Origin of the sequence: Plantactinospora sp. KBS50 (genome assembly GCF_002285795.1) — a bacterium.
Lineage (GTDB): Bacteria > Actinomycetota > Actinomycetes > Mycobacteriales > Micromonosporaceae > KBS50.
Genome location: NZ_CP022961.1, coordinates 5,259,425 through 5,283,131, shown reverse-complemented (window position 1 = coordinate 5,283,131; position 23,707 = coordinate 5,259,425). Strand labels below are relative to the sequence as shown.

The 23,707-nt window shown below is 74.1% G+C and carries 26 protein-coding genes and 1 pseudogene; 11 read left to right on the top strand and 16 right to left on the bottom strand.

The window, feature by feature from the left end; all coding sequences use genetic code 11:
- Nucleotide 1: 1 nt before the first annotated feature.
- The 4 genes and pseudogenes from CIK06_RS22750 to CIK06_RS22735 form a co-directional block, all read left to right on the top strand.
- Nucleotides 2-430, top strand: coding sequence for a PPOX class F420-dependent oxidoreductase (locus CIK06_RS22750; protein WP_095566513.1), 429 nt, complete (start codon nt 2-4; stop codon nt 428-430).
- A 94-nt stretch (nt 431-524) separates the two neighbouring features.
- Nucleotides 525-941 carry a CBS domain-containing protein gene (locus CIK06_RS22745; protein WP_095566512.1) on the top strand — a complete coding sequence of 139 codons (417 nt, stop codon included), beginning with the start codon at nt 525-527 and terminating at the stop codon, nt 939-941.
- A 53-nt stretch (nt 942-994) separates the two neighbouring features.
- Nucleotides 995-1,378 (top strand): SCP2 sterol-binding domain-containing protein, encoded by a 384-nt coding sequence (locus CIK06_RS22740; RefSeq protein ID WP_095566511.1) that lies wholly within the window; start codon nt 995-997, stop codon nt 1,376-1,378.
- Nucleotides 1,375-3,416, top strand: a pseudogene (locus tag CIK06_RS22735) (glycogen debranching N-terminal domain-containing protein); the annotation flags it as partial. The gene CIK06_RS22740 and the pseudogene CIK06_RS22735, both read left to right, overlap by 4 nt.
- Before the next feature lie 109 nt (nt 3,417-3,525).
- Here the strand turns inward: CIK06_RS22735 and CIK06_RS22730 are convergent.
- Genes CIK06_RS22730 through CIK06_RS29640 form a run of 3 tightly spaced genes read right to left on the bottom strand, consistent with a single transcriptional unit; the run spans nt 3,526 to nt 5,785 of the window.
- A complete protein-coding gene (locus tag CIK06_RS22730; RefSeq protein WP_232533807.1) occupies nt 3,526-4,434 on the bottom strand; it encodes a biotin-dependent carboxyltransferase family protein in 909 nt (302 codons plus the stop codon).
- Nucleotides 4,431-5,069 (bottom strand): allophanate hydrolase subunit 1, encoded by a 639-nt coding sequence (locus CIK06_RS22725; RefSeq protein ID WP_095566509.1) that lies wholly within the window; start codon nt 5,067-5,069, stop codon nt 4,431-4,433. Before CIK06_RS22725 ends, CIK06_RS22730 begins: the two co-directional genes overlap by 4 nt.
- On the bottom strand, nt 5,066-5,785 hold the full coding sequence (locus tag CIK06_RS29640; protein WP_198347972.1) for a GntR family transcriptional regulator: 720 nt from the start codon (nt 5,783-5,785) through the stop codon (nt 5,066-5,068). Before CIK06_RS29640 ends, CIK06_RS22725 begins: the two co-directional genes overlap by 4 nt.
- A gap of 130 nt (nt 5,786-5,915) precedes the next feature.
- On the opposite strand from CIK06_RS29640, the gene CIK06_RS22710 reads away from it, so the two are divergent.
- Entirely contained in the window at nt 5,916-7,190 is a 1,275-nt protein-coding gene (locus CIK06_RS22710; protein WP_095566508.1) for an aldehyde dehydrogenase family protein, read from the top strand.
- Between the two features lie 31 nt (nt 7,191-7,221).
- Here the strand turns inward: CIK06_RS22710 and CIK06_RS22705 are convergent, their stop codons facing one another.
- From CIK06_RS22705 to CIK06_RS22690, 4 genes are all read right to left on the bottom strand, one after another.
- Complete coding sequence (locus CIK06_RS22705) at nt 7,222-8,043, bottom strand: hypothetical protein (protein WP_232533806.1); 822 nt, start codon at nt 8,041-8,043, stop codon at nt 7,222-7,224.
- Between the two features lie 63 nt (nt 8,044-8,106).
- Nucleotides 8,107-8,841 (bottom strand): response regulator transcription factor, encoded by a 735-nt coding sequence (locus tag CIK06_RS22700; RefSeq protein WP_095566507.1) that lies wholly within the window; start codon nt 8,839-8,841, stop codon nt 8,107-8,109.
- Complete coding sequence (locus CIK06_RS22695; protein WP_157756894.1) at nt 8,811-9,962, bottom strand: hypothetical protein; 1,152 nt, start codon at nt 9,960-9,962, stop codon at nt 8,811-8,813. The genes CIK06_RS22700 and CIK06_RS22695 overlap by 31 nt, the downstream gene beginning before the upstream one ends.
- A complete protein-coding gene (locus CIK06_RS22690) occupies nt 9,959-11,134 on the bottom strand; it encodes a sensor histidine kinase (RefSeq protein WP_095568056.1) in 1,176 nt (391 codons plus the stop codon). The genes CIK06_RS22695 and CIK06_RS22690 overlap by 4 nt, the downstream gene beginning before the upstream one ends.
- A 357-nt stretch (nt 11,135-11,491) precedes the next feature.
- Here CIK06_RS22690 and CIK06_RS22685 point away from each other — a divergent pair, with 357 nt between their 5' ends.
- Entirely contained in the window at nt 11,492-12,217 is a 726-nt protein-coding gene (locus tag CIK06_RS22685; protein ID WP_095566505.1) for a CBS domain-containing protein, read from the top strand.
- On the opposite strand, the gene CIK06_RS22680 is transcribed toward CIK06_RS22685, so the two are convergent.
- Entirely contained in the window at nt 12,174-12,404 is a 231-nt protein-coding gene (locus CIK06_RS22680; protein ID WP_095566504.1) for a hypothetical protein, read from the bottom strand. The two genes, CIK06_RS22685 and CIK06_RS22680, sit on opposite strands and share 44 nt — an antisense overlap.
- Complete coding sequence (locus CIK06_RS22675) at nt 12,401-12,745, bottom strand: hypothetical protein (protein ID WP_095566503.1); 345 nt, start codon at nt 12,743-12,745, stop codon at nt 12,401-12,403. The genes CIK06_RS22680 and CIK06_RS22675 overlap by 4 nt, the downstream gene beginning before the upstream one ends.
- Nucleotides 12,746-13,046: 301 nt before the next feature.
- On the opposite strand from CIK06_RS22675, the gene CIK06_RS22670 reads away from it, so the two are divergent.
- Nucleotides 13,047-14,102 (top strand): LuxR C-terminal-related transcriptional regulator, encoded by a 1,056-nt coding sequence (locus tag CIK06_RS22670; protein WP_198347971.1) that lies wholly within the window; start codon nt 13,047-13,049, stop codon nt 14,100-14,102.
- A 27-nt stretch (nt 14,103-14,129) separates the two neighbouring features.
- Here the strand turns inward: CIK06_RS22670 and CIK06_RS22665 are convergent, their stop codons facing one another.
- Both CIK06_RS22665 and CIK06_RS22660 read right to left on the bottom strand, forming a co-directional pair.
- The gene (locus CIK06_RS22665; RefSeq protein WP_095566501.1) at nt 14,130-14,798 is read right to left on the bottom strand and encodes an SRPBCC family protein; all 669 of its coding nucleotides are present in this window, start codon (nt 14,796-14,798) and stop codon (nt 14,130-14,132) included.
- On the bottom strand, nt 14,795-15,163 hold the full coding sequence (locus CIK06_RS22660; protein WP_095566500.1) for a helix-turn-helix transcriptional regulator: 369 nt from the start codon (nt 15,161-15,163) through the stop codon (nt 14,795-14,797). Before CIK06_RS22660 ends, CIK06_RS22665 begins: the two co-directional genes overlap by 4 nt.
- Nucleotides 15,164-15,364: 201 nt before the next feature.
- Here CIK06_RS22660 and CIK06_RS22655 point away from each other — a divergent pair, with 201 nt between their 5' ends.
- Nucleotides 15,365-15,817 carry a YciI family protein gene (locus CIK06_RS22655; protein ID WP_232533804.1) on the top strand — a complete coding sequence of 151 codons (453 nt, stop codon included), beginning with the start codon at nt 15,365-15,367 and terminating at the stop codon, nt 15,815-15,817.
- A gap of 17 nt (nt 15,818-15,834) precedes the next feature.
- Nucleotides 15,835-17,118, top strand: a complete 1,284-nt coding sequence (locus tag CIK06_RS22650) for an RNA polymerase sigma factor (protein ID WP_232533803.1) — start codon at nt 15,835-15,837, stop codon at nt 17,116-17,118.
- Nucleotides 17,119-17,208: 90 nt separating this feature from the next.
- Here the strand turns inward: CIK06_RS22650 and CIK06_RS22645 are convergent, their stop codons facing one another.
- From CIK06_RS22645 to CIK06_RS22630, 4 genes are all read right to left on the bottom strand, one after another.
- Nucleotides 17,209-18,843, bottom strand: coding sequence for an ABC transporter permease (locus tag CIK06_RS22645; protein WP_095566498.1), 1,635 nt, complete (start codon nt 18,841-18,843; stop codon nt 17,209-17,211).
- Complete coding sequence (locus CIK06_RS22640) at nt 18,840-19,703, bottom strand: ABC transporter ATP-binding protein (protein WP_304528804.1); 864 nt, start codon at nt 19,701-19,703, stop codon at nt 18,840-18,842. Before CIK06_RS22640 ends, CIK06_RS22645 begins: the two co-directional genes overlap by 4 nt.
- Nucleotides 19,704-19,786: 83 nt before the next feature.
- Complete coding sequence (locus CIK06_RS22635) at nt 19,787-20,425, bottom strand: TetR/AcrR family transcriptional regulator (RefSeq protein ID WP_095566496.1); 639 nt, start codon at nt 20,423-20,425, stop codon at nt 19,787-19,789.
- A gap of 68 nt (nt 20,426-20,493) precedes the next feature.
- On the bottom strand, nt 20,494-21,378 hold the full coding sequence (locus CIK06_RS22630) for an SDR family oxidoreductase (protein ID WP_095566495.1): 885 nt from the start codon (nt 21,376-21,378) through the stop codon (nt 20,494-20,496).
- Nucleotides 21,379-21,460: 82 nt separating this feature from the next.
- Here CIK06_RS22630 and CIK06_RS22625 point away from each other — a divergent pair, with 82 nt between their 5' ends.
- On the top strand, nt 21,461-22,039 hold the full coding sequence (locus CIK06_RS22625) for a TetR/AcrR family transcriptional regulator (RefSeq protein ID WP_095566494.1): 579 nt from the start codon (nt 21,461-21,463) through the stop codon (nt 22,037-22,039).
- A 29-nt stretch (nt 22,040-22,068) separates the two neighbouring features.
- On the opposite strand, the gene CIK06_RS22620 is transcribed toward CIK06_RS22625, so the two are convergent.
- Nucleotides 22,069-22,989 (bottom strand): chlorophyllase, encoded by a 921-nt coding sequence (locus CIK06_RS22620; RefSeq protein WP_095566493.1) that lies wholly within the window; start codon nt 22,987-22,989, stop codon nt 22,069-22,071.
- A 131-nt stretch (nt 22,990-23,120) separates the two neighbouring features.
- Here CIK06_RS22620 and CIK06_RS22615 point away from each other — a divergent pair, with 131 nt between their 5' ends.
- The gene (locus CIK06_RS22615; protein ID WP_095566492.1) at nt 23,121-23,657 is read left to right on the top strand and encodes a TetR/AcrR family transcriptional regulator; all 537 of its coding nucleotides are present in this window, start codon (nt 23,121-23,123) and stop codon (nt 23,655-23,657) included.
- Nucleotides 23,658-23,707 lie beyond the last annotated feature (50 nt).

Sequence of the window (23,707 nt, the reverse complement as noted above, 5' to 3'; positions counted from 1 at the left end):
GATGGCCGGGGACGCGTTGCTCGACCTGGTCGCCGGCCGGGAGCTCGGGGTGCTGGCCACGATCAAGCGGAACGGGCGGCCGCAACTGTCCAACGTCAACTACGCGCTCGCCCCGGACCGGGCGGTCATCCGGGTCTCCGTCACGGACGGCCGGGCGAAGGTCGCCAACCTGCGCCGGGACCCGCGGGCGAGCCTCCAGGTGAGCAGCGCCGACGGCTGGTCGTACGCGGTGGTGGAGGCGACCGCCGAACTCACCCCGGTCGCCGCGGACCGGTACGACGCGACCGTCGAGGAACTCATCGCGCTGTACCGGGCGGTTCAGGGCGAACACCCCGACTGGGACGACTACCGGCGCGCGATGGTGGCCGACCGGCGGCTGGTGCTGCGGCTGCACATCGAGCGCGTCTACGGCATCCCGCCGCGCGGCTGACCGCCGGGACCGACCGGTCGGACGCCGGACGTTACCGTCCAGGGTCTCCGGGTACCCCGCTGCTGACCACTGTCAGTGAGAGGGGAGCCACGCGATGACGACGGTCGGAGACTTCATGACCACGCGCCTGGTCACGATGGACGGCAACGACACGCTGACCGCCGCCGCCCAGGAGATGCGGGACCGGGCGATCGGGGACGTCATCGTCACCGACGGCGACGATGTCATCGGGATCGTGACGGACCGGGACATCACCGTACGGGGTGTGGCGGAGAACATGGATCCGGACAGTTCCCGGCTGAACCAGATCACCAGCAACGACATCGTGACGGTCAGCCAGTACGACGACGCCGTGGCGGCGGCCGACCTGATGCGGACCTACGGGGTCCGGCGGCTGCCGGTGATCGAGGAGGGCCGCCTGATCGGCCTGGTGTCCATCGGTGACCTCGCCGTGGAACGGGAGCCGCAGTCGGTGCTGGCCGACATCAGCGCGGACGAACCCAACAACTGACGCGCGACCGGTCCCGCCGCGCGGCGGGACCGGTGGGGCGGGCGGGGGGACCGATGTACGGCGAGGTCAACGCGACCACGAGGTTCTTCGAGGACCTCAACCGCAGTCAGCACGAGCCGCTGCTGCAGAAGGTCGTCGGTAGCGTGCGGTTCGACCTGCACGAGGCGGCCCGGACCGAACACTGGGTGTTGGAGATCGACCGCGGAAAGGTGCGGGTGTCCCGGGAGGACCGGGAGACCGACCTGGTGGTCAACAGCAGCCCGGGCATGTTCGAGAAGCTGGTCCGCGGCGAGGAGAACACGATCGCGGCGCTGCTGCGGGGTGCGATCACGGTGACCGGCAACGCGCTGCTCATCCTGCGGATCGAGCGGCTCTTTCCGGGACCGCCGAACTCCCTCGGGCCGCGGCGGCGGATCGCGAAGGGGGCCACCGGATGAGTGATGATCTGGTCAGCATCCTCGACGGAAACACGTTCGTGGTCTGCGACGGCCGCGGCGACATCGAAGGACTGCCGAACACGCCGACCGGACTCTTCTCGCTGGACATCCGCTACCTGTCCACCTGGGTGCTCACCCTCGACGGCGAGCGGATGACCCGGCTCTCGGTGGACGACCTCCAGTACTACGAGACGCGGTTCTTCCTGGTACCGGGTGTGGCCAGCCACTACACCGACGCCAAGGTCTCGGTGATCCGGCAGCGGGAGATCGGCGGCAGCTTCCGGGAGCGGATCACCATCCTCAACCATGACGAGGAGCCGATGACCGCGACGCTGCGGCTGGAGGCGGCCGCGGACTTCGCGGACCTGTTCGAGATCAAGGACGAGGCGCTGGACAAGAAGGGCGAGTACTACGTCAAGGTGGAGCCCGAGCTGCTGCGCCTCGGCTACCAACGCGAGCACTTCCAGCGGGAGACCATCATCTCCTCCAGCGAGCCGGTGCGGTTGGACGAGCGGGGGCTGAATTTCGACCTGCACATCGAGAGCGGCGGCGAGTGGTCGACCGAGGTGCTGGTGCAGACCGCGGCCGTCGGTCCCGGCGGGCGGGACCTGCGGATGGGGGTGCAGTCGCACGGCCCCGAGCGGCGGGCGTTGCAGGAGGACCTGCGCGGGTGGTTGGCCGCCGCGCCCAAGGTGACCTGCGAGTGCACCTCGCTGACCCGCGCGTACGACCGGAGCCTGGCCGATCTCGCGGCGCTGCGCTTCTCCCCGCTGTCCCTGGCCGGGCAGGCGCTGCCGGCGGCCGGACTGCCGTGGTTCATGACGATGTTCGGCCGGGACAGCATCCTGACCTGCCTGCAGACGCTCGGCTTCACCCCCGGACTGTCCAAGACCTGCCTGCGGATTCTCGCCGCCCTCCAGGGCACCCGGTTCGACGACTTCCGGGACGAGGATCCCGGCAAGATCCTGCATGAGATGCGGTACGGCGAGAGCGCCTCGTTCGAGGACCAGCCACACACCCCCTACTACGGTGCGGCGGACAGTACGCCGTTGTTCGTGGTGTTGCTGGATGAGTACGAGCGGTGGAGTGGTGACGTCGAGTTGGTGCGGGAGTTGGAGTTCGAGGCGCGGGAGGCGTTGCGGTGGATTGACGAGTACGCGGATCTGATGGGTAACGGGTACGTGTGGTACGAGCGGCGGAACACGCGTAACGGGTTGGAGAACCAGTGTTGGAAGGATTCGTGGGACTCGATTTCGTATCACGATGGGCGGTTGCCGGGGTTTCCGCGGGCGACGTGTGAGTTGCAGGGGTATGCGTACGACGCGAAGATGCGGGGTGCGCGGTTGGCCCGGTTGGTGTGGGGGATCCGGAGTGGGCGGATCGGTTGGAGGCTGAGGCGGCGGCGTTGAAGGAGCGGTTCAACCGGGATTTCTGGGTGGCCGACGGGGAGTATTACGCGATCGCGTTGGATGCCGAGGGTGGGCAGGTGGACTGCCTGTCGTCGAATATGGGGCATCTGTTGTGGAGTGGGATCGTGACGCCGGAGCGGGCGCCGATGGTGGCGGCGCATCTGATGAGTGACAGGTTGTTTTCGGGGTGGGGGGTGCGGACCCTGGCCGAGGGGGAGGGCCGGTACAACCCGATCGGGTATCACACCGGGACGGTGTGGCCGTTCGACAATTCGTTCATCGCGTGGGGGTTGCGGCGGTACGGGTTCGTGGAGGAGGCCGCGCGGGTGGCCGACGGCATCATCGAGGCGGCGGAGTACTTCCACGGCCGGCTGCCAGAGGCGTTCGCCGGGTACGATCGGGAACTCACCAAGTACCCGGTGCAGTACCCGACCGCGTGCAGCCCGCAGGCCTGGTCCAGTGGGGCGCCGCTGCTGCTCATCCGTACGGTGCTCGGGCTGGAGCCGCACGAGGGTCACCTGGCGGTGGATCCGGCGCTGCCGGTCAGCATGGGCCGGATCGAACTGCTCGACATCCCCGGCCGGTGGGGCCGGGTGGACGCCTTCGGCCGGGGCCGGGTCGACGTGCGGGATCCGCAACGGTTCCGCTACCAGACCGTCCGGACCAAGGACGGCGACATCGACCAGACCGGCCTGGACGGCCCCGGCCGGGCGGGGCCGGAACAGCCGGCCGGCGGCGTCAGCTGATCGCGGCCCGCGCGGGCTGCCAGCGGAATCGCACGGTGTCACCCGGGCGGGCCTGCGCGACCCGCCACATGTCGTCCGGATGCACCACGCCGATCACCGGGTATCCGCCGGTGGTCGGGTGGTCGACCAGGAAGATGAGCGGCTGGCCGCCGGCCGGTATCTGCACCGAGCCGAGCACCATCCCCTCGCTGAGCAGTTCGGCATCCTCGGTCGCGACCACGGCCGGGCCGGCCAGCCGTACCCCGATCCGGTTGCTCTCGGTGCTGACCCGGTAGGTGCCGCCGGCCAGCGCCGCGGTGGCGGCGGCGCCGAACCGGTCGTGCCGCGGTCCGGGCAGCAGCCGCAGCCAGATCTCCCCGTCCAGCCCCGGGCGCGGCGCCACGTCCACGGCCGCCGGGGGTCGGCCGGTCTCCTCGCCCAGCGGCAGTGTCTGGCCGGCCCGCAGCGGCGGTGGGCCGATCCCGGACAGCAGGTCGCTGGCCCGGCTGCCCAGCACCGGCGGCACGGCCACGCCGCCGGCCACCGCGAGGTAGCGGCGCACCCCGCGCTCGGCCGGCCCGATCCGCAGGAGCCGGCCGGCGGGCAGGTGGATGGCCCGGTCCGGGTCCACCGCCCGGCCCTGCACGCTGAGCGGGCCGGGCGCCCCGGTGACGGCGATCCAGCGGTCCGCGGTCAGCCGCAGTTCGGCGCCGAGCAGCGTGGTCTCCACCCCGGCGGCCGTCTCGGGGTTGCCCACCAGCCGGTTGGCCAGTCGCAGGCTGTCCGGGTCGGCGGCGCCGGAGCGGGGTACGGCCAGGTGGGCCAGGCCGGGCCGGCCGAGGTCCTGCACGGTGCTCAGCAGCCCCGGACGGTGCACCACGAGCTGCGGCCGCCGTGCCGGTCCGGGGTCCGGCGGGTTCACCGCGGCACCGCCGTGAACCGGACCCGGGTGCCGGGGGTGAGCCGGGCCGGCTCGGGCCGGGTCTCGTCCCAGAGCACCAGCGAGGTGCGGCCGATGAGCTGCCATCCGCCGGGGGACCGGCGGGGGTACACCCCGGTGTACTCGCCGGCCAGCCCGACGGCCCCGGCCGGTACGGCCGTGCGCGGGGTGCCGCGCCGGGGCACCCGCAGCGGTTCCGGCGCGCCGGTGAGGTACGCGAAGCCGGGTGCGAACCCGCAGAAGGCGACGGTGAAGTCGGCGCCGGTGTGCGCGGCGATCAGCGCGTCCCGGGTCAGCCCGGTGAGCCGGCAGACCTCGGCCAGGTCGTCCCCGTCGTACCGGACCGGGATCTCGACGGCCGGCCCGGTCGGCGCGGCGTCGCCGGCCGGTTCGGCCCAGCCGGCGAGCAGCGCGGCCAACCGGTTGCGGTCCGGCCCGTCCGGCCCGGCGTCCAGCAGCACGGTGCGGGCGCCGGGAACGATGTCGAGCACCCCGGACAGCAGGCCGGCCGCCTGCCGGTCGGTCAGGTGGCGGTGCAGGGAGCGGGCGGCCGGGCTGGTGGCGACCTCCAGCAGCCAGGACCAGCGGCCCACGGGCAGTGCCCGGACCGGGCTCACCGGTCGGCGTCCACGGCGGCGACCACCTGCCGCAGGGCGTCGTCCAGGTAGCGGTCCAGGTCGGCCCGCGCCTCGTCCCAGCGGCCGGCGCCGAGCAGGTCGGTGAGTTCGTGGTTGCGGCTCAGGTACGGCTCGTGGAAGGCGTGCGGGTCGGTCAGGGCGAGGAAGCCGAGCCGCATCTCGGTCATCAGCCGCCGGAACAGCTCGTCGATGCGCGGGCTCGCGTGCACCGCGACCAGCAGGGTGTGGAAGCGCAGGTTGGCGGTGCCGGCGGTGACCCAGTCGTCGGCCGCGGCCGCCCGGTCCGCCGCGTTCAGGCTGTCGGTCAGGGTCGCCCGGTCCAGCGTGCCCTCGCCGCGGGCGAGCAGGTCGATCGCCGACAGCTCCAGCATCCGGCGCAGCCGGTAGATGTCGCGTACGTCCCCGGCGGTGAGCGCCCGCACGGTGACGCCCTTGTGCGGCTCGTAGGTCAGCAGGTGGTCGTGGACCAGCGTCCGGAACGCCTCCCGCACGGTGTTGCGGGACACCTGGAGGGCCTGGGCGAGGGCGCTCTCCGGCAGCGCGACGCCGGGCGGGAAGCGTCCCTCGAAGATGTTCTCCCGGATGACCTCGGCGGCCCGCTCGGCGGCGGTGGGCAGCGGGGTGAGGGAGGGCAGGTCGAGCGCCGGCGTGGAACGGGGCCGCCCCACCGAGCGACGGTCGTCCGGGTGGGCCATCTCTTCTCCTGTTGAACAATCGACCGTTATTCCGTCGACCGCGGGCGGCCGCCGTGACGTATCGTTGTCGATTGTAGGACAACCGACATCCAACGATCTACGCCACGAGGCGACGGGAGGATCCGCGACCATGAGCGACCAGGAGACCGCGGCGGCGGTGGCCGCCGCGGCGACGGCGGCCAGGTCGGCCAGCGACGCCATCGCCAACGCCGGCGACGACCAGGTGGACGCGGCGCTGCGCGGCATGGCCCGGTTGCTGAGCGAGTCCGCCGAGCCGGTGCTGGCCGCCAACGCCGAGGACCAGCGCGCGGCCCGGGACGGCGGCATGGGCGGCGGCCTGCTCGACCGGCTGCGCCTCGACCCGGACCGGCTGCGCGGCATGGCCGAGCAGCTCACCGCCCTCGCCGGGATCCAGTCCGAGCCGACCCGCCGGTGGCTGCGCGACCTGGACGGCGGGCTCGCGCTGCACGAGTGGCGGCGACCGGTGGGCGTGATCGGGGCCAACTTCGAGGCCCGGCCGAACGTGGTGGTGGACATCGCCTCCCAACTGGTCAAGTCGCACAACGCCGGGGTGCTGCGCACCGGCTCGGCGGCGCTCGGCTCGGCGGTGGCCCTGCTCGACCGGGTGGTCGCCCCCGCGCTGGCCGAGGCCGGCATCGACCCCGCCGCCATCCAACTGGTCCGTCGGCCCGGACGGGAGTCCGCCGAGGCACTGGTCCGGCTGCCGGAGCTGGTGCCGCTGGTGATCCTGCGGGGCAGCGGCGACAGCACCCGGCACCTGGCCCGGCAGGCGGCGCTGTCCGGCGTGCGCACGCTGGCGCACGCCGACGGCGGTGGGGTGCTCTACCTGCACGCCGCCGCCGACCGGGCGATGGCCGCCGACCTGGTCGAGCGCGGCCTGGACCGGCTGGGCGTGTGCAACCGGCTGAACCTGCTGCTCATCGACACGGCGCGCTGGGACGAACTCGCCCCGGCCATGGTGGACCTGCTGGGCGGGCGGGAGCCGAAGGTGGCCGCGTCGCTGCCGCCGCACCCGCACCCGTTGGGCTACGAGTGGGCGCTCGACGACGGCAACGAGGCCACCGTCACGATCGCACCGGTCGACGGCCCGGCCGCCGCGGCCCGGGTCGCCAACGAGGAGACCTCCGGGCTGGCCGCCGCCATCGTCACCGACGACCCGGCGGCCGCCGCCGAGTTCCTCGGCCGGTACGCCGGCACGGGCGGGTTCTGGAACGCGACCACCCGGCTGCTGGACGGGTTCAAGCTGCTCGCCCTGCCGGAGACCGGCATCAACATCGACCGGGTCCCCGGCCCGCGCGGCCCGGTGACCTACCGCGACCTGTGCCTGCGGCAGTACGTCGTGCTGCCCGCCGGCCGGGACCTGCCGGTGCCCGGCCGGGGCTGAGCCGCGACGCCGCGGCACGCCACCGGGTACCTCAGCCCGGCGCGGCCGAACTCCACGGCTGTGGACCGGCGGCCGGCGTGGCCAGCCCGTCGGCCGTCGGCCAGCCGGCGATCTCCGCCAGCCGGCCCGTCCGCTCGCCCGGCTCGGCCCGCCGGTAGTAGTCGTCGCGGTGCAGGAACTCCACCGGCAGCGAACCGGGCAGGTCGACCCCCCGCGGGTCGATCAGCTCCGCGGCGAAGCCGGCGGCGTGGGTCCGGGCGCGCAGCGCGTCCCGCTCCGGCGGGGACAGGTCGGTGACCGACGGGTCGGCGAGCCGGAACCGGGCCACCGCCCGCCGGATCAGGTGTGCCAGCCCCAGCCGGGCGTCCCCGTCGGTGAGGTCCCCGGAACTCAACGCCAGGGCGGGCTGGCGGATCGTGCGCAGCGAGTCGGACACCAGCATGAGCTGACCGGGCCGGTCGGCCTCGACGCTGGGCGGCAGGACGTGCAGCCGGGACGGCCACTGCCAGCGCACCTGCCCGGTGGCGATCCGCGCGGACGGCTCCTGCCGGCGGTGCCGGGGTCCGCCGGGGATCGGTTCGGCGGCCGCCAGGGTCCAGCCGGCGCAGACGTACGCCAGGCGCCGGTCGGTCACCGCGACCTCGGCGGCCCGCGGCAGCGCCCAGACCCGCTCCCGGTCGACACAGCGCGGCCGGAGCAGATAGCCGGCGATCTCCGCCAGCCCGCGCCACACCACCCGTTCGCCGGGTTCGAGCACGAGCTCCCGGCGCCAGCCGAGCCGGGGGGAACTGCCGTCCTCCGGGGCGTCCATCCGGTACGGCTGTACGAAAAAGGGAGCGGTGTCGGGACTCATCGTCCAAGGGCCTCCCGTCGAGGAGCTACCTGCATGCCAGGTTGCCGGCTCCATCAACGGGTGTCATGACGGTCGTTGGGGGGTCGGCCGGTCGGTCGACGCGTACGACCGATAGGTCCCAATCTCTTCCGGCCGGATGAGTCCGTCCTCGATCGCGCGGGCGAGCAGCGCCGCCTTGGTGGCGGCCGGTCGGCCCGCCCGGGCATATTTGATCCGCGCCCGATCGAGGTATTGCTTCACCGTGTGTTCGCTGATCTGCATCCGGCGCGCCACGGACGCCTTGGACATCGACTGGAACCACAGCAGCAGCGCCTCGCGCTCCTGGTCGGACAGGGTCGGCCGGTCCGAGCGGCGATCCCCGACGATCGCGCCGGCCAGCGCCGGAGGCACGTACGGGCGGTCGTCGGCGGCGGCCAGCACGGTCCGGACACAGTGCTCGCGGCCCTCGTGCTTGGCCAGGAACGCCACCGCACCCGCGTCCAGCGCGGCCAGGATGGTCTCCTGCCCGGTGTGTTCCGAGTAGACCACCACGCGACGCCCGGCCGCGCTCAGCTCGGCGACCCGGTCCAGCGCGAGCTGGCCGTGCAACCGCAGGTCCAGCAGCACGACCTTGGCGGTCCGGCCGGCGCCGAAGTAGAGCACGTCCGGGTCGTCGCCGGTGGCCACCACCTCCAGGCGCGGTTCGACGGACAGCCAGGACCGGACGCCCTCGACCACGACCGGATGGTCGTCGACGATCGCGACCGTGATCCGCGGCTCCGTCGGGCTCAGGTGGCCCGCCACCGCGTCTGCGTCCACACCATCTCCTCGTCGTGCTCGGAAAACCATTCCACCCCATGTCCGTCGGAGCCGGAAGTGTCGGCGGCCGGATCCGGGTCGGCGGACGGGCCGGTGGTGACGCTCACGACCACCTCGTCCGGTCCGCCCACCACGGTCAACCGTGCCCAGTCCCGCGCGGTGGCGAGGGCCGCCACCAGCGGATCGGCGAGTTGCCGGCGCGCCTGCACCGGCAGTGCCGGCAACTCGCCGACCACCACGAACTCGACGGCCAGCCCGCGGCGCTCGGTGAGGTCCGCGCACGCCCGCAACTCGTGCAGCAGCGGGTCCGGCGCGTCGTCCGCCTCGGCGATCAGCCGCCGCAACCGGCCCGCCGCCAGCGCGCACCGGCGGCGCACCGCCGGATCCGCCGGATCGGCGCGGCCGTCGGCCAACTCGGCCAGCACCGTGCCCGCGGTCCGGCTGACCAGGGCGAGCCGTTCCTGGCGTTCCCGGCGGGTGAGCACCGCGGCGGACTGCTCGGCGTCCAGCGCGGTCTGCGCCGCGGCCGTGCCGGCGGTGCCGGTGGCCAGCCGGCGCAGCGCGTGCGCACCCACCACCAGGATGATCGGCAGGGTCACCGTGCCGTAGACGTACATGCCGAACCGGCTCAGGTCGGCCGCCCGGGTGGCGCCGGCGGCCAGCAGCGCGACCAGCGCGATGCCGGCGCCCGCCGCCAGCACCCCGATCAGCGCCGCGATCCGGTGCCGCCACAGCACCAGGGCCACGAACCAGCCGAGGGTGCCCCAGCCCCAGTTGGCGGCATGGAACAGCAGGTCGCCCGGCACGAACGCGAAGGAGACGGCGTCCGCGCCGAGCAGCAGCGCCAGCAGCGGCCAGGCCGGCACGGGTACGTCGGCCAGCAGCGCGTACGCGGCGACCAGTCCCACCGCGGCGAAGACCAGCCAGCCGGCCCCCTCGGCCCACGGCCACCGGTACACCGACCAACTGCCCAGCACGGCCGGCAGGTTGATGGCCAGGTGCCAGCCGAACGCGATGACCACCGCCGCGATCCGGGTGGCCCGGTCGGCCGTCGCGGCGACGATCGCGGCCGCCTGCTGCGGGCTGCGCGACCCGTCCCGGGCCGCCGCGCCGCCGGTCACCGCTCCACTCCGGCGGCCGGCCACTCCAGCCGGATCCGGGTCCCCCGGCCGGGCGCCGAGTCGACCACGGCCCGACCGCCCACGGCGGCCAGCCGGCCCCGGATCGACTCGCGCAGGCCGTACCGGTGCGCCGGCACCGCGCCCGGGTCGAAGCCGGGACCGTCGTCGACCACCTCGACCGCCACGGTGCCGCCGGTCACCCGCAGCGTGATCCGGACGCTGGCCTGCGGCGCGTGCCGGTCCACGTTGGCCAGCGCCTCCGCCACCCCGGCGGCGATCGCCGCGGCGACCGGCCCGGGCACGGTCACCGGTGCCAGCTCCGCACCGCAGGCGTGCCCCCCGGTCGAGGCCAGCACCTCGCGCAGCCGTTCGTCCAGCCGCTCCGTCACCGGCTCCGCGTCGGCGCCACCGCGGGCGCCGGCCAACCCGGCGAGCGTGCGCAGGTCGGCGGCGGCCCGGTCGCGCAGTCGGCCGTCCGCGCCGGCGCCGCCGAGGCCCACCATGGTCAGCGTGGACAGCACGGTGTCGTGCAGGTCGCGGTTCTGCTGGCGCTCGGCGGCCCGGGCCGCCCGCGCCAGCACGGCCTGCCGGACCGCCTGCTGGTGGCCGGCGAAGGCGGCGTCCGCGCTCCGGCTGCCCCGGCGGGCCAGCCAGCCGAGGCCGGCCGCCGAGAAGGTCTGCACGGCGAGCGTGGCGGCGTGCGCGGTCGCCTCCGCGTCGTCGCCGGCCAGGTGCGCGCCGACCGCGTACGCGACGGTGACCAGCAGCCCGGCCGGAATCGACAGCCGGGCGGGCAGGCCGAGTTGGGCCACGATCACCGTGGTGCTGGCCATGATGGCGATCCAGCTCACCTCGCCGGGCAGCACCTCGGCGGCCACCAGCCGGCCGATCAGCAGGCAGGTGACCACGGTGAGCCCGACGTCCACGGCGACCGGCACCGGCCGCAGCCCACGGCGTACGGCCAGCCCGGCAAAGACCAGCGACCAGCAGGTCAGCACGGGGACCACCACCAGCAGCAGCGGCACCGAGACGGGTGGTTCCGGCACGGCCAGCGCCGCGGCGGCGCAGGCGAGGCCGGAGCTGGCGTGCAGCGCGGCGCAGAAGGTCCCGAAGACCCGTCCCAGCGCGGCGCCGGCCGGTGCGTCGGGCCGCGGTGCCGGCCCGCCGCCCACCGGGGCGCCGCTGCCGCTGCCGCTGCCGCCACCGGCTCCGCCACCGGTGGCGCCGTCCGTATCCGTGCCCGACTGCGCCGGGAGCTTCCCGGCGACGGGCACGGGTAACGGGGTCACGCGCTGTTCCTCCGGGTCGGTGGCGGACCGCGTGCTCCGATGCCCGGCGGTGCACATCGACGCGGGAAAATAGCATAACGGGCGGTCACCGGCCGTGGCCGATGCCCGGGTCCGACCCCGCGGACCAGCGGTTCCGGCCGGTCGGGACGTCCGGCCCGGCCCGGCCGGGGCCGCCGGCCCTGACGTTGCGCCCGCCGGCGCGGTTGGCTGGATCCGACGGCGAAACCGTGGGAGGTCGCGATGAAACAGTGGGGCGTCGAGGACGTGATGACCCGCGAGGTGGTGACGGTGGCACCGGACACCGGTTACCGGCTGATCGCCGACCTCCTGGTGGGACACGCGGTGAGCGCGGTGCCGGTGGTCGACCCGGAGAACCGGGTGCTCGGGATCGTCTCCGAGGCCGACCTGCTGCCGAAGCTGGAACATCCGGACCGCGCGCCGAGCCGTCCGCTCGCCGGCCGGGGACGCCGCCCGGGGTGGCACGACGCCACCGGCGAGACGGCGGCCGACCTGATGACGGGACCGGCCGTGACGATCAGCCGGGACGCGTCGGTGTCGGCCGCCGCCCGGCTGATGGACAGCGCCCGGGTGAAGCGGCTACCCGTGGTCGACGAGCACGGCCGGCTGGTGGGCATGCTGTCCCGCCGGGACCTGCTGTCCCTGTACGCCCGTCCCGACGACCAGATCCGGGCGGCGGTGCTGGACACCCTGCGGGCACTGTGGATCGGACCGGACACCGTGACCGTGGCGGTCGAGCGCGGCGTGGTCCGCCTCAGCGGTGAACTGGACCGCAGCAGCACGGCGCGGATCGCCGCCCGGTTCGTGGCCGCCACGCCCGGCGTGGTGGCCGTGCTGGACGAGCTGACCGCGGGCTACGACGACAGCGCGGACCTGGGCGGCGGCTGGCAGCGGGCGCACCCGTTCAGCGCCGAGCCGCACCCGTACCCGGCCGGCCGGATCGGCTGATCCGACCCGCCGGCTGCCCGGCGCGGCCGGTGGCCGGACGGTTGCCCAGCCGTTCCCGGTGCCGGTGCTGGTGCTCGCGTACCCGCTCCTCCCAGAGCTTCTGGTCCTTCCTGCCGTGCGGTGAGGTCCACCGGTGTGATCCGTCGCTGTAGTGCAGCTGTTCGTCGCCCGGACCGAGGGTGCTCATCCGAGCACCCGCTCCCGGGCGCGGGTCAGCCCGGCTCCCACCCGTACCAGCAGGTCGGGACCGAGTCGTAACGGTAGGAGAGTGGTCAGCAGGAGATGGCCGAGCAGGTCGTAGTCGTCCGCTGAAAGGCCGAGCCGGCGGTGCGCGTCGACCAGGTTGGCCGGAAGCACCGGGTCGGGTCCGTCCAGCGCGCCGATCAGGCTCGTGCTCAGCGACTCGCTCAGCCGGGTCAGGTCGGCGTCCGCGAATCGGGGTGCGAGTTGCTGGTCCAGCTGGACCAGCCGGTAGAAGCGTCGGACCGCGGCACGGACCGCGATCGCCTGGCTGGTGGTACCGCTCATCTGGTCCCCCGGAGGAGATGGAAACGGCTTCCTGCGCGTGCCCGCGGACGCGTCGCGGCGGTGTCACCCTGGCCCCCCGGCCTCGCCGCGCGCCCGTCAGGAATGTGGCGGCCTCATTCCGACTGCCGTACCGTGACCGAATCACCTCCTCACCTGCCCGGCAGGCGGGAACTGGCCGCAGCCTTCTCACCGTGGCCGGTCGTCGACGCGACCGGCGTTCGTGCGATCCCTCCTTGATCACAACAGGTCGGTCGGAGCGCTGTCGATTGGCAGCTCTGCCGATTCGCGGGAGGTGAAAGCCTTGCCCAGTACGGACATCGACGCCGATTCCGCTGATCGGCCACTCAGTGTCGCGCTTTCGGTCGGTCTCATCGCGTCGTCCGCGGGAGGCGCCCGGCGACGCGGCGCGGCGGTACTGCGGGCGCTGCGCCGGCTGCTGCCGTTCGACGCCGGCGCGGTGATCCTGTTCGACCCGGACCGGTCGGTCGCTCTTCCGCTGGCCGTGACGGGCTACCGGGCGCTGCCGGCGGCCCGGACCGGGCCGCCGGCGCGGCCGGAGGCGACCTACCAGGAGCTTGCCGGCGTGCGGCTGGACCGGCCCGGTCCGCCCCGCCGGCTCTGCGACCTGACCGGGGCACCCGGCCGGGCACTGCGGGATCGACTGGCGGCGGTCGGCCTTCCGGAGGGTGTCGGGGTCCCGCTGACCACCTCGGACGGCCGGTGCGTGGGTCTGCTGGCCCTGCACCGCCGGGTCGTCGGGCTCGACGACGCGCCGCTGGAGGTGCTCGGCCGGCTGTCCCCGACGATCGCCAACGCGGTCGACCCGCTCCGCCCGGCGACCGGGCTGGTCATGGCCATTCCCCGGGTGTGCGCCGGCGCCGTGCTCACCACCGGCGGCCGGATCCTCCCGCTGCCCGGCCTGCCCGGTCATCCGTTCCTGGTACCGGCCGCGCCGCTGCTGGACACGGCGATGGTCACCCTGCGCGACGGCCGGCTGTACCGGGCCTTCCTGGTGCCCGGCGTGTCCGGTGCGGACCATCTCTGCGCCACCGTCGTGCCCTGCCCGGCGGAACCGCCGTACCTCGGCTCCGTCGCCATCCTGCTCTCCCCGGCGGGCAACACCCGGGGCCTCACGCCGCGTGAGCTGGAGGTGATGGGTCTGCTGGTGGACGGCTGCTCGAACCGGCGGATCGCGGCCACGCTGTTCGTCACCGAGCGGACGGTCGCGGCCCACATCGAACACATCCTGGTCAAGATGGAGGTGCCGACCCGGACCATGGCCGCGCTGCGGGCCCTGCGCCTGGGCCTGTTCGTGCCCCGGTCACTGCTCCAACCGGCGGCCGCGACCCGGGCGTGACGGCCCGGGCGCAGGGCCCGCGCACGCTCAGGCCGGCGGCTCGGCCGAGGGATCGGCCGGCGGCTCGGCGGTGTACGCCGCGGTCACCCGGTCCGCGGCGGCCCGGGCTTCCTCGGCGGGCGTCCCCGCGGCGACGTTGGCCGCGTACCACCGTTCACTGGAGCCCCGGATGAACTCCCTGCCCTCCGGTGAGCCTGCCCAGGCGACGCCGGCGGCGGGGTCGACGGCCTCGTCGGTGGTCAGGTGCAGCGCGAGCCCCACCATCGCCATGTCCCAGCCGATCCCGATGGCGCCCGGACCGAACTGGGCCGCCATCTCGTCGTCGACGTGCGCGACGTGTTCGAGCTGGAGCCGGGTCCGCTCCGGAGCCTCCGCGACGAGGGTCAGCTCGATCCAGCTCACCTCGCCGCCGTTCTCCCAGGTGGTGGTGAAGGAGTTCGGCGGGTCGCAGCTCTCGATCGTGCCGCTCGCGTTGCCCTCCAGCTGGAATTTTCCGCCCGGCCGCAGGTCGCCGGTGATCGGCAGGAACCATCGGGGGATGCGTTCGGCGTTCGTGCACGCCTCCCACACGTCGGCCAGTTCGGCGTCGTAGGTCTGGCTCACGGTGACCACCCGGGCCTCCCCGGCCGGCAGCACCCGGCTGCCGAACCGCCGCTCGACCGCGCTGAGCTGGTGGTCGACATCAATATTGATCATGATTCTTCATCCTCTTCGTTTGATGTCCCTTCGGCGGCCAGCCGGCGCTGGCGGCGCCCGCGGGCCAGTTCGGTGGCCAGGGCGGCCAGGTGCGGCGTCCAGAACCGCCGGAACTGGTCGAGCCAGGCGTCCACCTCGCGCAGCGGTGCCGGATCGACCGCGTACAGGCGGCGCGGGCCGAGCGGCCGGACGGTGGTGAAGCCGCTGTCCCGCAGCACCTTCAGGTGCTGCGAGACGGCCGGCTGGGAGATGCCGAACTCCGCCCGGACCACCTCGCCGACCGCGCCGGCCGTCGCCTCGCCCTCGGCGAGCAACTCGAGGATCCGCCGCCGCACCGGATCGCCGAGCACATCGAACGCGTGCACGCCGCCCAGTAGACAGCCGGCGCTTATATAAGTCAAGCCTTAAACATCGTGGCGCGGTGTCACCCGGCGGACCGGCCCGGCGGCCCGCCGGAAAAACGTCCCGGAAATCCGCCACCGCCCTGTCGGATCCGGCGGCCGCCGGTCGAGGTCCAGGTAGAGATCTGGTCATCCCCTGGCTGACCAGGCAAGATCTGACCGTTCGTGAGTGAGAGGATCTGCGTCATGCGCTACCTGACGCTGTTGAAGGGCCCCCGCCCGGCCGCCCCGCCCCCGCCCGGGCTGATGGACGCCATCATGAAACTCGGCGCCGAGGCCACCGCCGTGGGCGCGCTGCTGGAGACCGCCGGCCTCGCACCCAGCGCCACGGGTTCCCGGGTGGAGGTCCACGGTGGCGCGCTCAGCGTCACCGACGGCCCGTTCGCCGAGGCGAAGGAGACGATCAGCTACGCCCTGTACGAGGTCCGGTCCCGGGCCGAGGCCGTGGAGTGGGCATCGCGGTTCATGAAGCTGCACCGGGACCTGTGGCCGGGCTGGGAGGGCGAGGTGGACGTGCTCAAGGTGTTCGGTCCGGAGGACATGCCCGGCGCTGCCGGTGCGCCGGGCGCACCCGGATCCGGGCCGGCTGACCCGCCGGGTCCCGGGCCGGCGTCCTGACCCGGTCCGGCGCGCCCATGGACGAGGGCGGATCGGCTGCCGGACCGGCCGCCGATCCGCGCCACGTCGTCGAGACGGTCTGGCGGATGGAGTCGGCCCGGATCGTCGCGGCGCTGGCCCGGATCGTCGGCGACCTGGGCCTGGCCGAGGAACTCGCCCAGGACACCCTGGTCATCGCGCTGGAACAGTGGCCGGCCGACGGCGTACCGGATCATCCGCCGTCCTGGCTGATGGCCACGGCCCGGCACCGCGCGGTGGATCTGCTGCGCCGGCAGGCCCGCTACCGGCGCAAGCTCGAAGAGGTCGGCCGGGCCACGCCCGCGGCCGTCGAGCCCGACCTCGCGGCCGGCCTCGACGACTACGTCGGCGACGACCTGCTGCGGCTGATCTTCACGACCTGCCACCCGGTGCTCTCGACCGAGGCCCGGGTGGCGCTCACGTTGCGGCTGCTCGGCGGCCTGAGCACGGCGGAGATCGCCCGGGCCTACCTGGCGACCGAATCCACCGTCGGGCAGCGGATCACCCGGGCCAAGCGGATCCTCGCCGAGCGGCGGATCCCGATCGAACTGCCGCCGCCGGCCGAGGCCGCCGCGCGGCTGGCCTCGGTGCTTGAGGTGATCTACCTGATCTTCAACGAGGGGTACGCGGCCACCGCCGGGGACGAGTGGATGCGGCCCACCCTCTGCGGCGAGGCGCTGCGGCTGGGCCGCATCCTGGCCGGGCTGGCACCGCACGAGCCCGAGGTGCACGGCCTGGTGGCGCTCATGGAGATCCAGGCGTCCCGCACGGCGGCGCGTACCGACCGGGACGGCAACCCGGTACTCCTGCCCGACCAGGACCGTGGCCGGTGGGACCGGCTGCTCATCCGGCGCGGCCTGGCGTCCCTCGACCGGGCCGCCGGGACGCTCGGACCGTACGTCCTACAGGCCGAGATCGCGGCCTGCCACGCCCGGGCGGCCACGGCCGCCGACACCGACTGGGACCGCATCGCCACGCTGTACGCGGTGCTGGCCCACGTCTCACCCTCGCCGGTGGTGGAGCTGAACCGGGCCGTGGCGGTCGGCAACGCGTACGGTCCGCAGCGCGCGCTGCCCATCGTGGACGGTCTGGACCTGCCGGGGTACGCCCTGCTGCCGGCGGTCCGGGGCGATCTGCTGGCCCGGCTCGGCCGCGTCGCGCAGGCGCGTCGGGAGTTCGAGCGGGCCGCCGCGCTGACCCGCAACGCTCGCGAACGCGAACTGTTCGTCGCCCGCGCCGCGGCACTCGGGCGGACGCCGCCGCGGTCCGGCCAGCGGTCCTGACCCGAGCCCGGACCACCGCGGTCCGGCCGGCGGCCCTGACCCGAGCCCGGACCACCGCCGCGCGCGCCGGCTCGGCCCGGCCCGAGGCGCTCAGGTCCGCGGTACGTCCCGGCGACGAAACGCGACGAACCCGGTCAGCGTGAGCGCACCGGCGACGCCGGCGAGCGTGGCCAGCCCGAGCGGGTCGACCGTGCCCAGCGGCGGACTGCCGACGTGCGTGGTGGGCGCGAGGTCGAGTGCCCACTGTGCGAGGTTCAGGCCGGGGCCGAGCAGGGCGATGAAGGTCGTCCCGGCGTACCCGACCCAGCCGAGGGCCAGGGCGCGCGGCCACAGCCCGAACAGTGCCAGCGCGAGACCGGCGAAGACGAGTTCCGCCGGCAGGTAGGCCAGCCCCGCCGCGATGGTCGCGCCGAACTCGTCGGCGTTCCCCACCGACCAGGTGGTCGAGAGCGCCAGGACCGTCGAGGAACCGGCGACGATGAGCACCAGCCCGGCGGCGACCGCGACGGCGTGCGCCGCCAGCCAGCGCGGCCGGGACAGCGTGCCGGCGAGCCGGGTCTCCAGCCGGCCCTCGGTCTCCTCGCCGCGGAGCGCACCGACGGCCTGTACGACGTACCCGGCGCCGATGATCGCCAGGTAGAGCTGGGTCGAGGCGACGAAGCCGGCCAGCGGCCGGCCACCGTCGATCCCCATGACCTCGGCCAGGGCCGGGTTGCCGGCCATCGCGTCGAGGAACTGCCGGGCCAGCGCGCCCATCATCCCGGCCAGCAGGAGCCCGCCGGCCAACCAGCCGGCGGCCGCCGGCAGGTGCAGCCGGGCCGCGAACCCGAGCGCCCCGCGCCGCGACCGGCCCGCGCGGGCCGGACCCGCGCGGCCCCGCAGCAGGGCGCTGCCGACGTCGCGGCGGGCGGCCAGCCACACGGCCGCGCCGCCGCAGGCCAGGCCCACGACGGCCGGGAGGGCGAGCACCCACCACCGCTGGTCCCCGAACGGCGCGGTCTTCTCCGCCCAACCCAGCGGGGACAGCCAGGTCAGCCAGGCGCCGGTGGCGTTGCCGGCGGTGTCACCGGCGGTGTCGCCGACCCCGCGCAGGACGTACGCCACGGCCAGCACGATCAGGGTCGCCGTGTACACCGCGCGGGTGTGCCGGACGAACTGCGCGCACAGCGCCGCGAACCCGGCGAACACGAAGGCCAGGGCGCCGAGCGCCGCGCTGTAGAGGATCGCGCCGGACATCCCGACCCCGGTGACCGCCAGGCCGGCGGCGAACAGCACGGACGTGCCGAGGATCGCCGCGGTCGCGACGGTGAGGGCCGCCAGCGCCGGCTGGTACCGGCGGATCCGGCCGGCGAGGACCGTCTCCAGCCGGCCCGACTCCTCCTCCCGCCGGGTCGAGCCGGCGACCAGCCCGATGCCCAGCAGCGGGAGCAGGAACGCGGCGAGGAACCCGAACTCGTCCTGGATCACCCCGCCCAGGCTGTCGATGCCCTCGACGCGGCCGTTGATCGCGGCCAGCGCGCTGCCCGAGGTGACCGCCTCGGCATAGCCGCGGATCTTGGCAGGGGTGTCGTAGAGGCCGGCCACGGCAGCGGCCGTACCGATCAGGCCGGCGGCGAGCGCGGCCACCCGGACGAGGATGCCGCGCCTGCGGGTACGCCAGACGATGCCGACCATGGTGCCCGCGGTGCGCCAGCCGGATCCGCCGTCGGCGTACGCGGTGCTCATCGCCCGGCCTCGGCGGCCGAGCCGGCGGTCTCCGGGGCGTCGAGCGCGTCCCCGTAGTTGCGCAGGAACAGCGCGTCGAGGCTCGGCGGGGTGACGGTCAGGGTGTGGATCCGTGCGGCGTGCAGCCGGCCGATCGTCGCGTCCAGGTGCTCCGCGTCGATGGTGAACCGGGTGTCGACCTGCCCGTCCAGCCGGTCGCAGGTGTGGTCGGCCACCCCCGGTGCGCCGGCCAGCCCGCCGGGCTGGCCGGCGGTGACCGCGTGCACCGAGGTGCGGGTGTGCCGGCGCAGGTCGGCCAGGCTGCCGGCGGCCACGGTGCGACCGCGGCGAATGATGCTCACCCGGTCGGCCAACGCCTCCACCTCGCCGAGGATGTGGCTGGAGAGCAGCACGGTGACGCCGTCCCGGCTCCGCTCGCGTACGCACCGCTGGAATTCCTGCTCCATCAGCGGGTCGAGCCCGGACGTGGGCTCGTCGAGGATGAGCAGTTCCGCCGCCGCGGACAGCGCCGCGACGAGGGCGACCTTCTGGCGGTTGCCCTTGGAGTAGTCCCGGATCCGCTTGGTCGGATCGAGATCGAAGCGGTCGATCAACTGCCGGCGGCGCTCCTCGTCGACCCCGCCGTGCGTCGCGCCGAGCACGTCGAGGCACTGGCCGCCGGTCAGGCCGGGCCACAGCGCGACATCTCCGGCGACGTACGCCAGGCGCCCGTGGAGTCGGCCGGCGTCCCGCCACGGGTCGGCGCCGAACAGGGCGACCCGGCCACCGGTGGCGCGGATCAGCCCGAGCAGGATGCGGATGGTGGTGGACTTCCCGGACCCGTTCGGGCCGAGGAAACCGTGCACCTCGCCCGGTTTCACCGTGAGGTCCAGGCCGTCGAGGGCGCGGACCTTCCCGAACGTCTTGGTCAGCTACCCGGTTTCGATGACGGCGGCGGGTTGGCTCACGAGCGCTCCTCACCGGGCGTGGACAGGAACGCGCCCTGCGTGTAGACGGCGGTGACCTCCTCGGCCCAGCGGGTGACACCCTCCGGGGTGAGCGGATCGACCCCGATCGCCGCGGCCACCTGGTTTCGCAGCAGGATCAGTGCGAGGTCGTTGACCAGCAGGAACGCCGCCCGCACGGCCGGGTCCCCGGCCGGTCGGGCGACGCCCAGCTCCGTCATGGTGTCCAGCAGCCGGCGGGTGAGGGCGTACCAACGACCGAACAACGCCGCACCCGCCGGGTCGTTGACCAGCAACAGGCGGCGCAGGTACGCCGGCAGGGGAGAGCCGTGCGGGAAGGCGCGGGCGATCATCTCGGCCACCGACACCGCGCCGTCCCCGCTCAACGCGCCGGCCAGGTCCTGTCCGTCCATTTCGAACAGCGCGTCGAAGGCCCGCGCGGCATGGCCGTCCACGGCGGCCCGCAGCCCGTCCTTGCTGCCGAAGTGGTGCACCACGAGCGCGGGCGAGACGCCGGCGGCCGCGGCGATCTCCCGCATCGTCACGGCGTCGTGCCCCCGCTCGGCGAACAGACGCAGCGCGGCGTTGCGGATGTTCGCCCGGCCGGTGAGGTCGCCCTCGTCCTCGACTGAACTCATGTTCAGAAGACTAAACGCTTGTACAGCGTGCCGGCAAGTGCCGCCCCGACGGCAACCACGGGTCCGGATCAGTCGGACCCGATGTTCTCCAGGTCCGCCAGCAGGCTGGGGTGGGTGGGCTGCCAACCCAGGGTCGCCCGGGTGTGGGCGCTGGAGGCGGGCTGGTCCGTGGCGAAGATCGGGCCGAACGGTCCGAAGGTCTCCTCCGGGACGGTCTCGACCGGCAGCCCCAGCCGCCGGCCGATGACGGTGGCGATGTCGCGCACCGCGTCGCCCTCGTCGGCGACGGCGTGCCAGGAGGTCCCGGCCGGTGCGGATTCCAGGGCGATCCGGATGAGCGCCGCGGCGTCGAGGGCGTGTACGGCCGGCCAGCGCTGGGTGCCGTCCCCGGGGTGGCCCGCGACGCCGGAGCGCTCGGCCTGTTGGGTCAGCAGGCCCGCGAATCCACCCCTGCCCTGGTTGTGCACGGTGCGCGGCATGCGTACGGCGCTGGCGCGTACGTCCTTTGCGGCCAGGTCGAGCAGGGCGTTGACCGAGCGGGTGCGCCCGGCGACCGGCCCTTCGAGGGGGAGCGGGTCGGCCTCCGTGGCGGCGCGCCCGGGTACGGCCGGTGTCCCGGAGACGGTGACGATCGGGCGGTTGCTGCCGACCAGCGCCGTACCCAGGGTTGCCATCGCCGCGCTCTCCTCGGCGACGGAGGCCGCGAGCGCCTCGGCGCTGCTGTAGTCGCGGCCGAAGGCCAGGCTGATCACGCCGTCGGCTCCGGATGCGCCGGAGCGCAGGACGTCCAGGTCGGCGAGCCCGCCGCGCAGCACGTCCGCCCCGGCGGCCCGCAGCGTCCGCTCGGCGGTGTCGGAGCGGGCGAGACCGAGGACGGAGTGTCCGTGGTCGAGCAGTTCGGTGACGACGGCCGAGCCGATGGTGCCGGTGCCGCCGGTGACGAAGACGCGCATGGGATCCTCCCGTAGTGATGCGACTCGTGTCTCATCACCATACAGCGTGATGGGACAGGAGTCGCATCAGTAGGATGGGCGCATGGCCAGGTGGGAACCGGGAGCGCGGGAGCGGCTCGTCGCCGCCGCCGTCGACCTCTTCACCGAGAACGGCTACGACGCGACCACCGTGGCCCAGATAGCCGAACGGGCCGGGGTCACCCGCAGCACGTTCTTCCGGCACTTCGCGGACAAGCGCGAGGTGCTGGTCGCCGGTCAGGACACGCTGAGCCGGCTGCTGGTCGAGGGAATCGCCGCGGCGCCGGCGGGGGCCAGCCCGCTGGAGGCGGTCGCCGCCGGCCTGGAACGCGCCTCCGGTGCGCTGGGGCCGGAAAACCGCGAGATGGTCCCGCGGATCAAGGCCGCCGTCGCGGCCAGCGGCGAGCTTCAGGAGCGGGACGCCCTCAAGAGTGTGGGGCTCGCGGCGGCGATGACCGGCGCGCTGATCGCGCGCGAGGTTCCCGAGGCGACCGCACAACTGGCGGCCGAACTCGGGATCCTCGCCTTCAAGCGCGGCTATGCGGCATGGTCGCAGGCCGATCCCGAGGACGGGACGGGACTCGCGACGCATGCGCTGGCGGCACTGGCGGAGCTTCGTGCCGCCACCGTGACCCTCGGCTGAGGGCTCTCCCGCTCGGTGCCGCGCCCGCGCTACTTCGTGTCGACGCCGTACCCGCCGTCGCCCGCCGCGGCCCGGTCGCGGAGGCCCGCCCACGGGCCGCCGTCGAGGGCCAGGGCGTCGCGGAGGTACGCGGAGACCGCGTCCGCGACCAGGGCGACCCGGTCCGGATCGGTGTCGGTGGTCTCGGCGACCGCCTCGCCGGCGATGCCGCCCAGGGTGTGTTCGCCCTCGTCGATGGTGAGCATGCTCTTGGGAGCGGGGCTGCGGTGGTACGCGTCGGTGAACCAGTCGGGTCCGCGGGTGGACATCGCGGACTGGTCCCTGCCGCCGGCGATGACCAGGGCCGGCGCAACCATGCTGGAGTAGTCCGGCCGCATGAACGGCAGGTGCCGCACGGCGAACGGCGTCAGCGAGTCACCGGTGCCGGTGGCCGCGATGAGCGCACCGGCCCGCACCGCGGGGTGGGTGAAGTCCTCGCCGGGGTGGCCGTCGGCGTCGAGCACGCGGGCGCCGAGGAGGGTCCCGACGCTCTGCGCGCCCCAGGAGTGCCCCACGGCCGCGACCCGGCCGAGGTCGGCGCGTACGTCCAAGCCACCGGCCGCGGCGAGAATGTCGCGCAGGCTGTCGAGTACGGCGTGCAGGTCCTCGATCCGGACCCGCCAGATGCCGGCGAAGCGCGGATCCTCGAACCCGATGCGGTTGCGCCGCGAGTCGAGGTGGGTCGGCTGGACCACGATGAAGCCGGCGGCGGCCCAGCGGTCGACGAGGGGCTCGTAGCCGTCCATCGACCAGGCGTTACCGTGCGAGAAGACGATGATCGGCAGGTCCCGGCCGGCCGCGGGCGCGGTGACCTTGACCTGCAACTGGATGTCGCGGCCCGAGGAGGGGGCCGTGGGGACGGGGACGGGCTTGACCGCGATGAGCTGTGGTGCGGTCCGGTTCGCGTGCATGTGAATGCTTCCTCTGGGAGTCCGGTTCTGCCATACTTGACGGAACATCGTTCCGCCAACGGTAGCGGAACATTGTTCCGTCAACAAGGAGGGATGGCGTGTCCGAGTCGACGGGCGTACGGGAAGCGGGGATGCGGCGTACCCGCGAGGGGCTCCTCGCGGCGGCCGCGGCGGTCTTCGTGGAACAGGGCGTCCAGGCGCCCATCCGGGACATCGCCAGCCGGGCCGGCGTGGGGGTCGGCACCGTCTACCGGCACTTCCCGAACCGGGCCGAGCTGGTCGTGGCCGTCTACCGGCACCAGCTTGAGGAGTGCGCGTCCCTGGCCCCGGAACTGCTGGCCAAGCCGATCCCGCCGAGCGAGGCGCTGGCCCGCTGGATCGACGTCTTCGTCGAGTTTCTCGTCACCAAACACGGCCTCGGCGTGGCGCTCCAGTCCGAGGACCCGAGCCTGCAGACCCTGCACTCGCTGATGCTCGACACGCTCGTACCGGCGTGCGGCACCCTGGTGGAGGCGGCGGCGGCCGCGGGCGAGATCGACCGGCGCGTCACCGCCTACGCCCTGATGCGCGCGGTGGGCAACCTGTGCATCCTCGGCCCCGGCTACGACCGCGCGGACGCCAAGGACATGGTGTTCCGCCTGCTCGCCGGCTGCCGCGCCACCGCCTGATCCCGCGTCGCCGCCTGATCCCGCGTCGCCGCCTGATCCCGCGTCGCCGG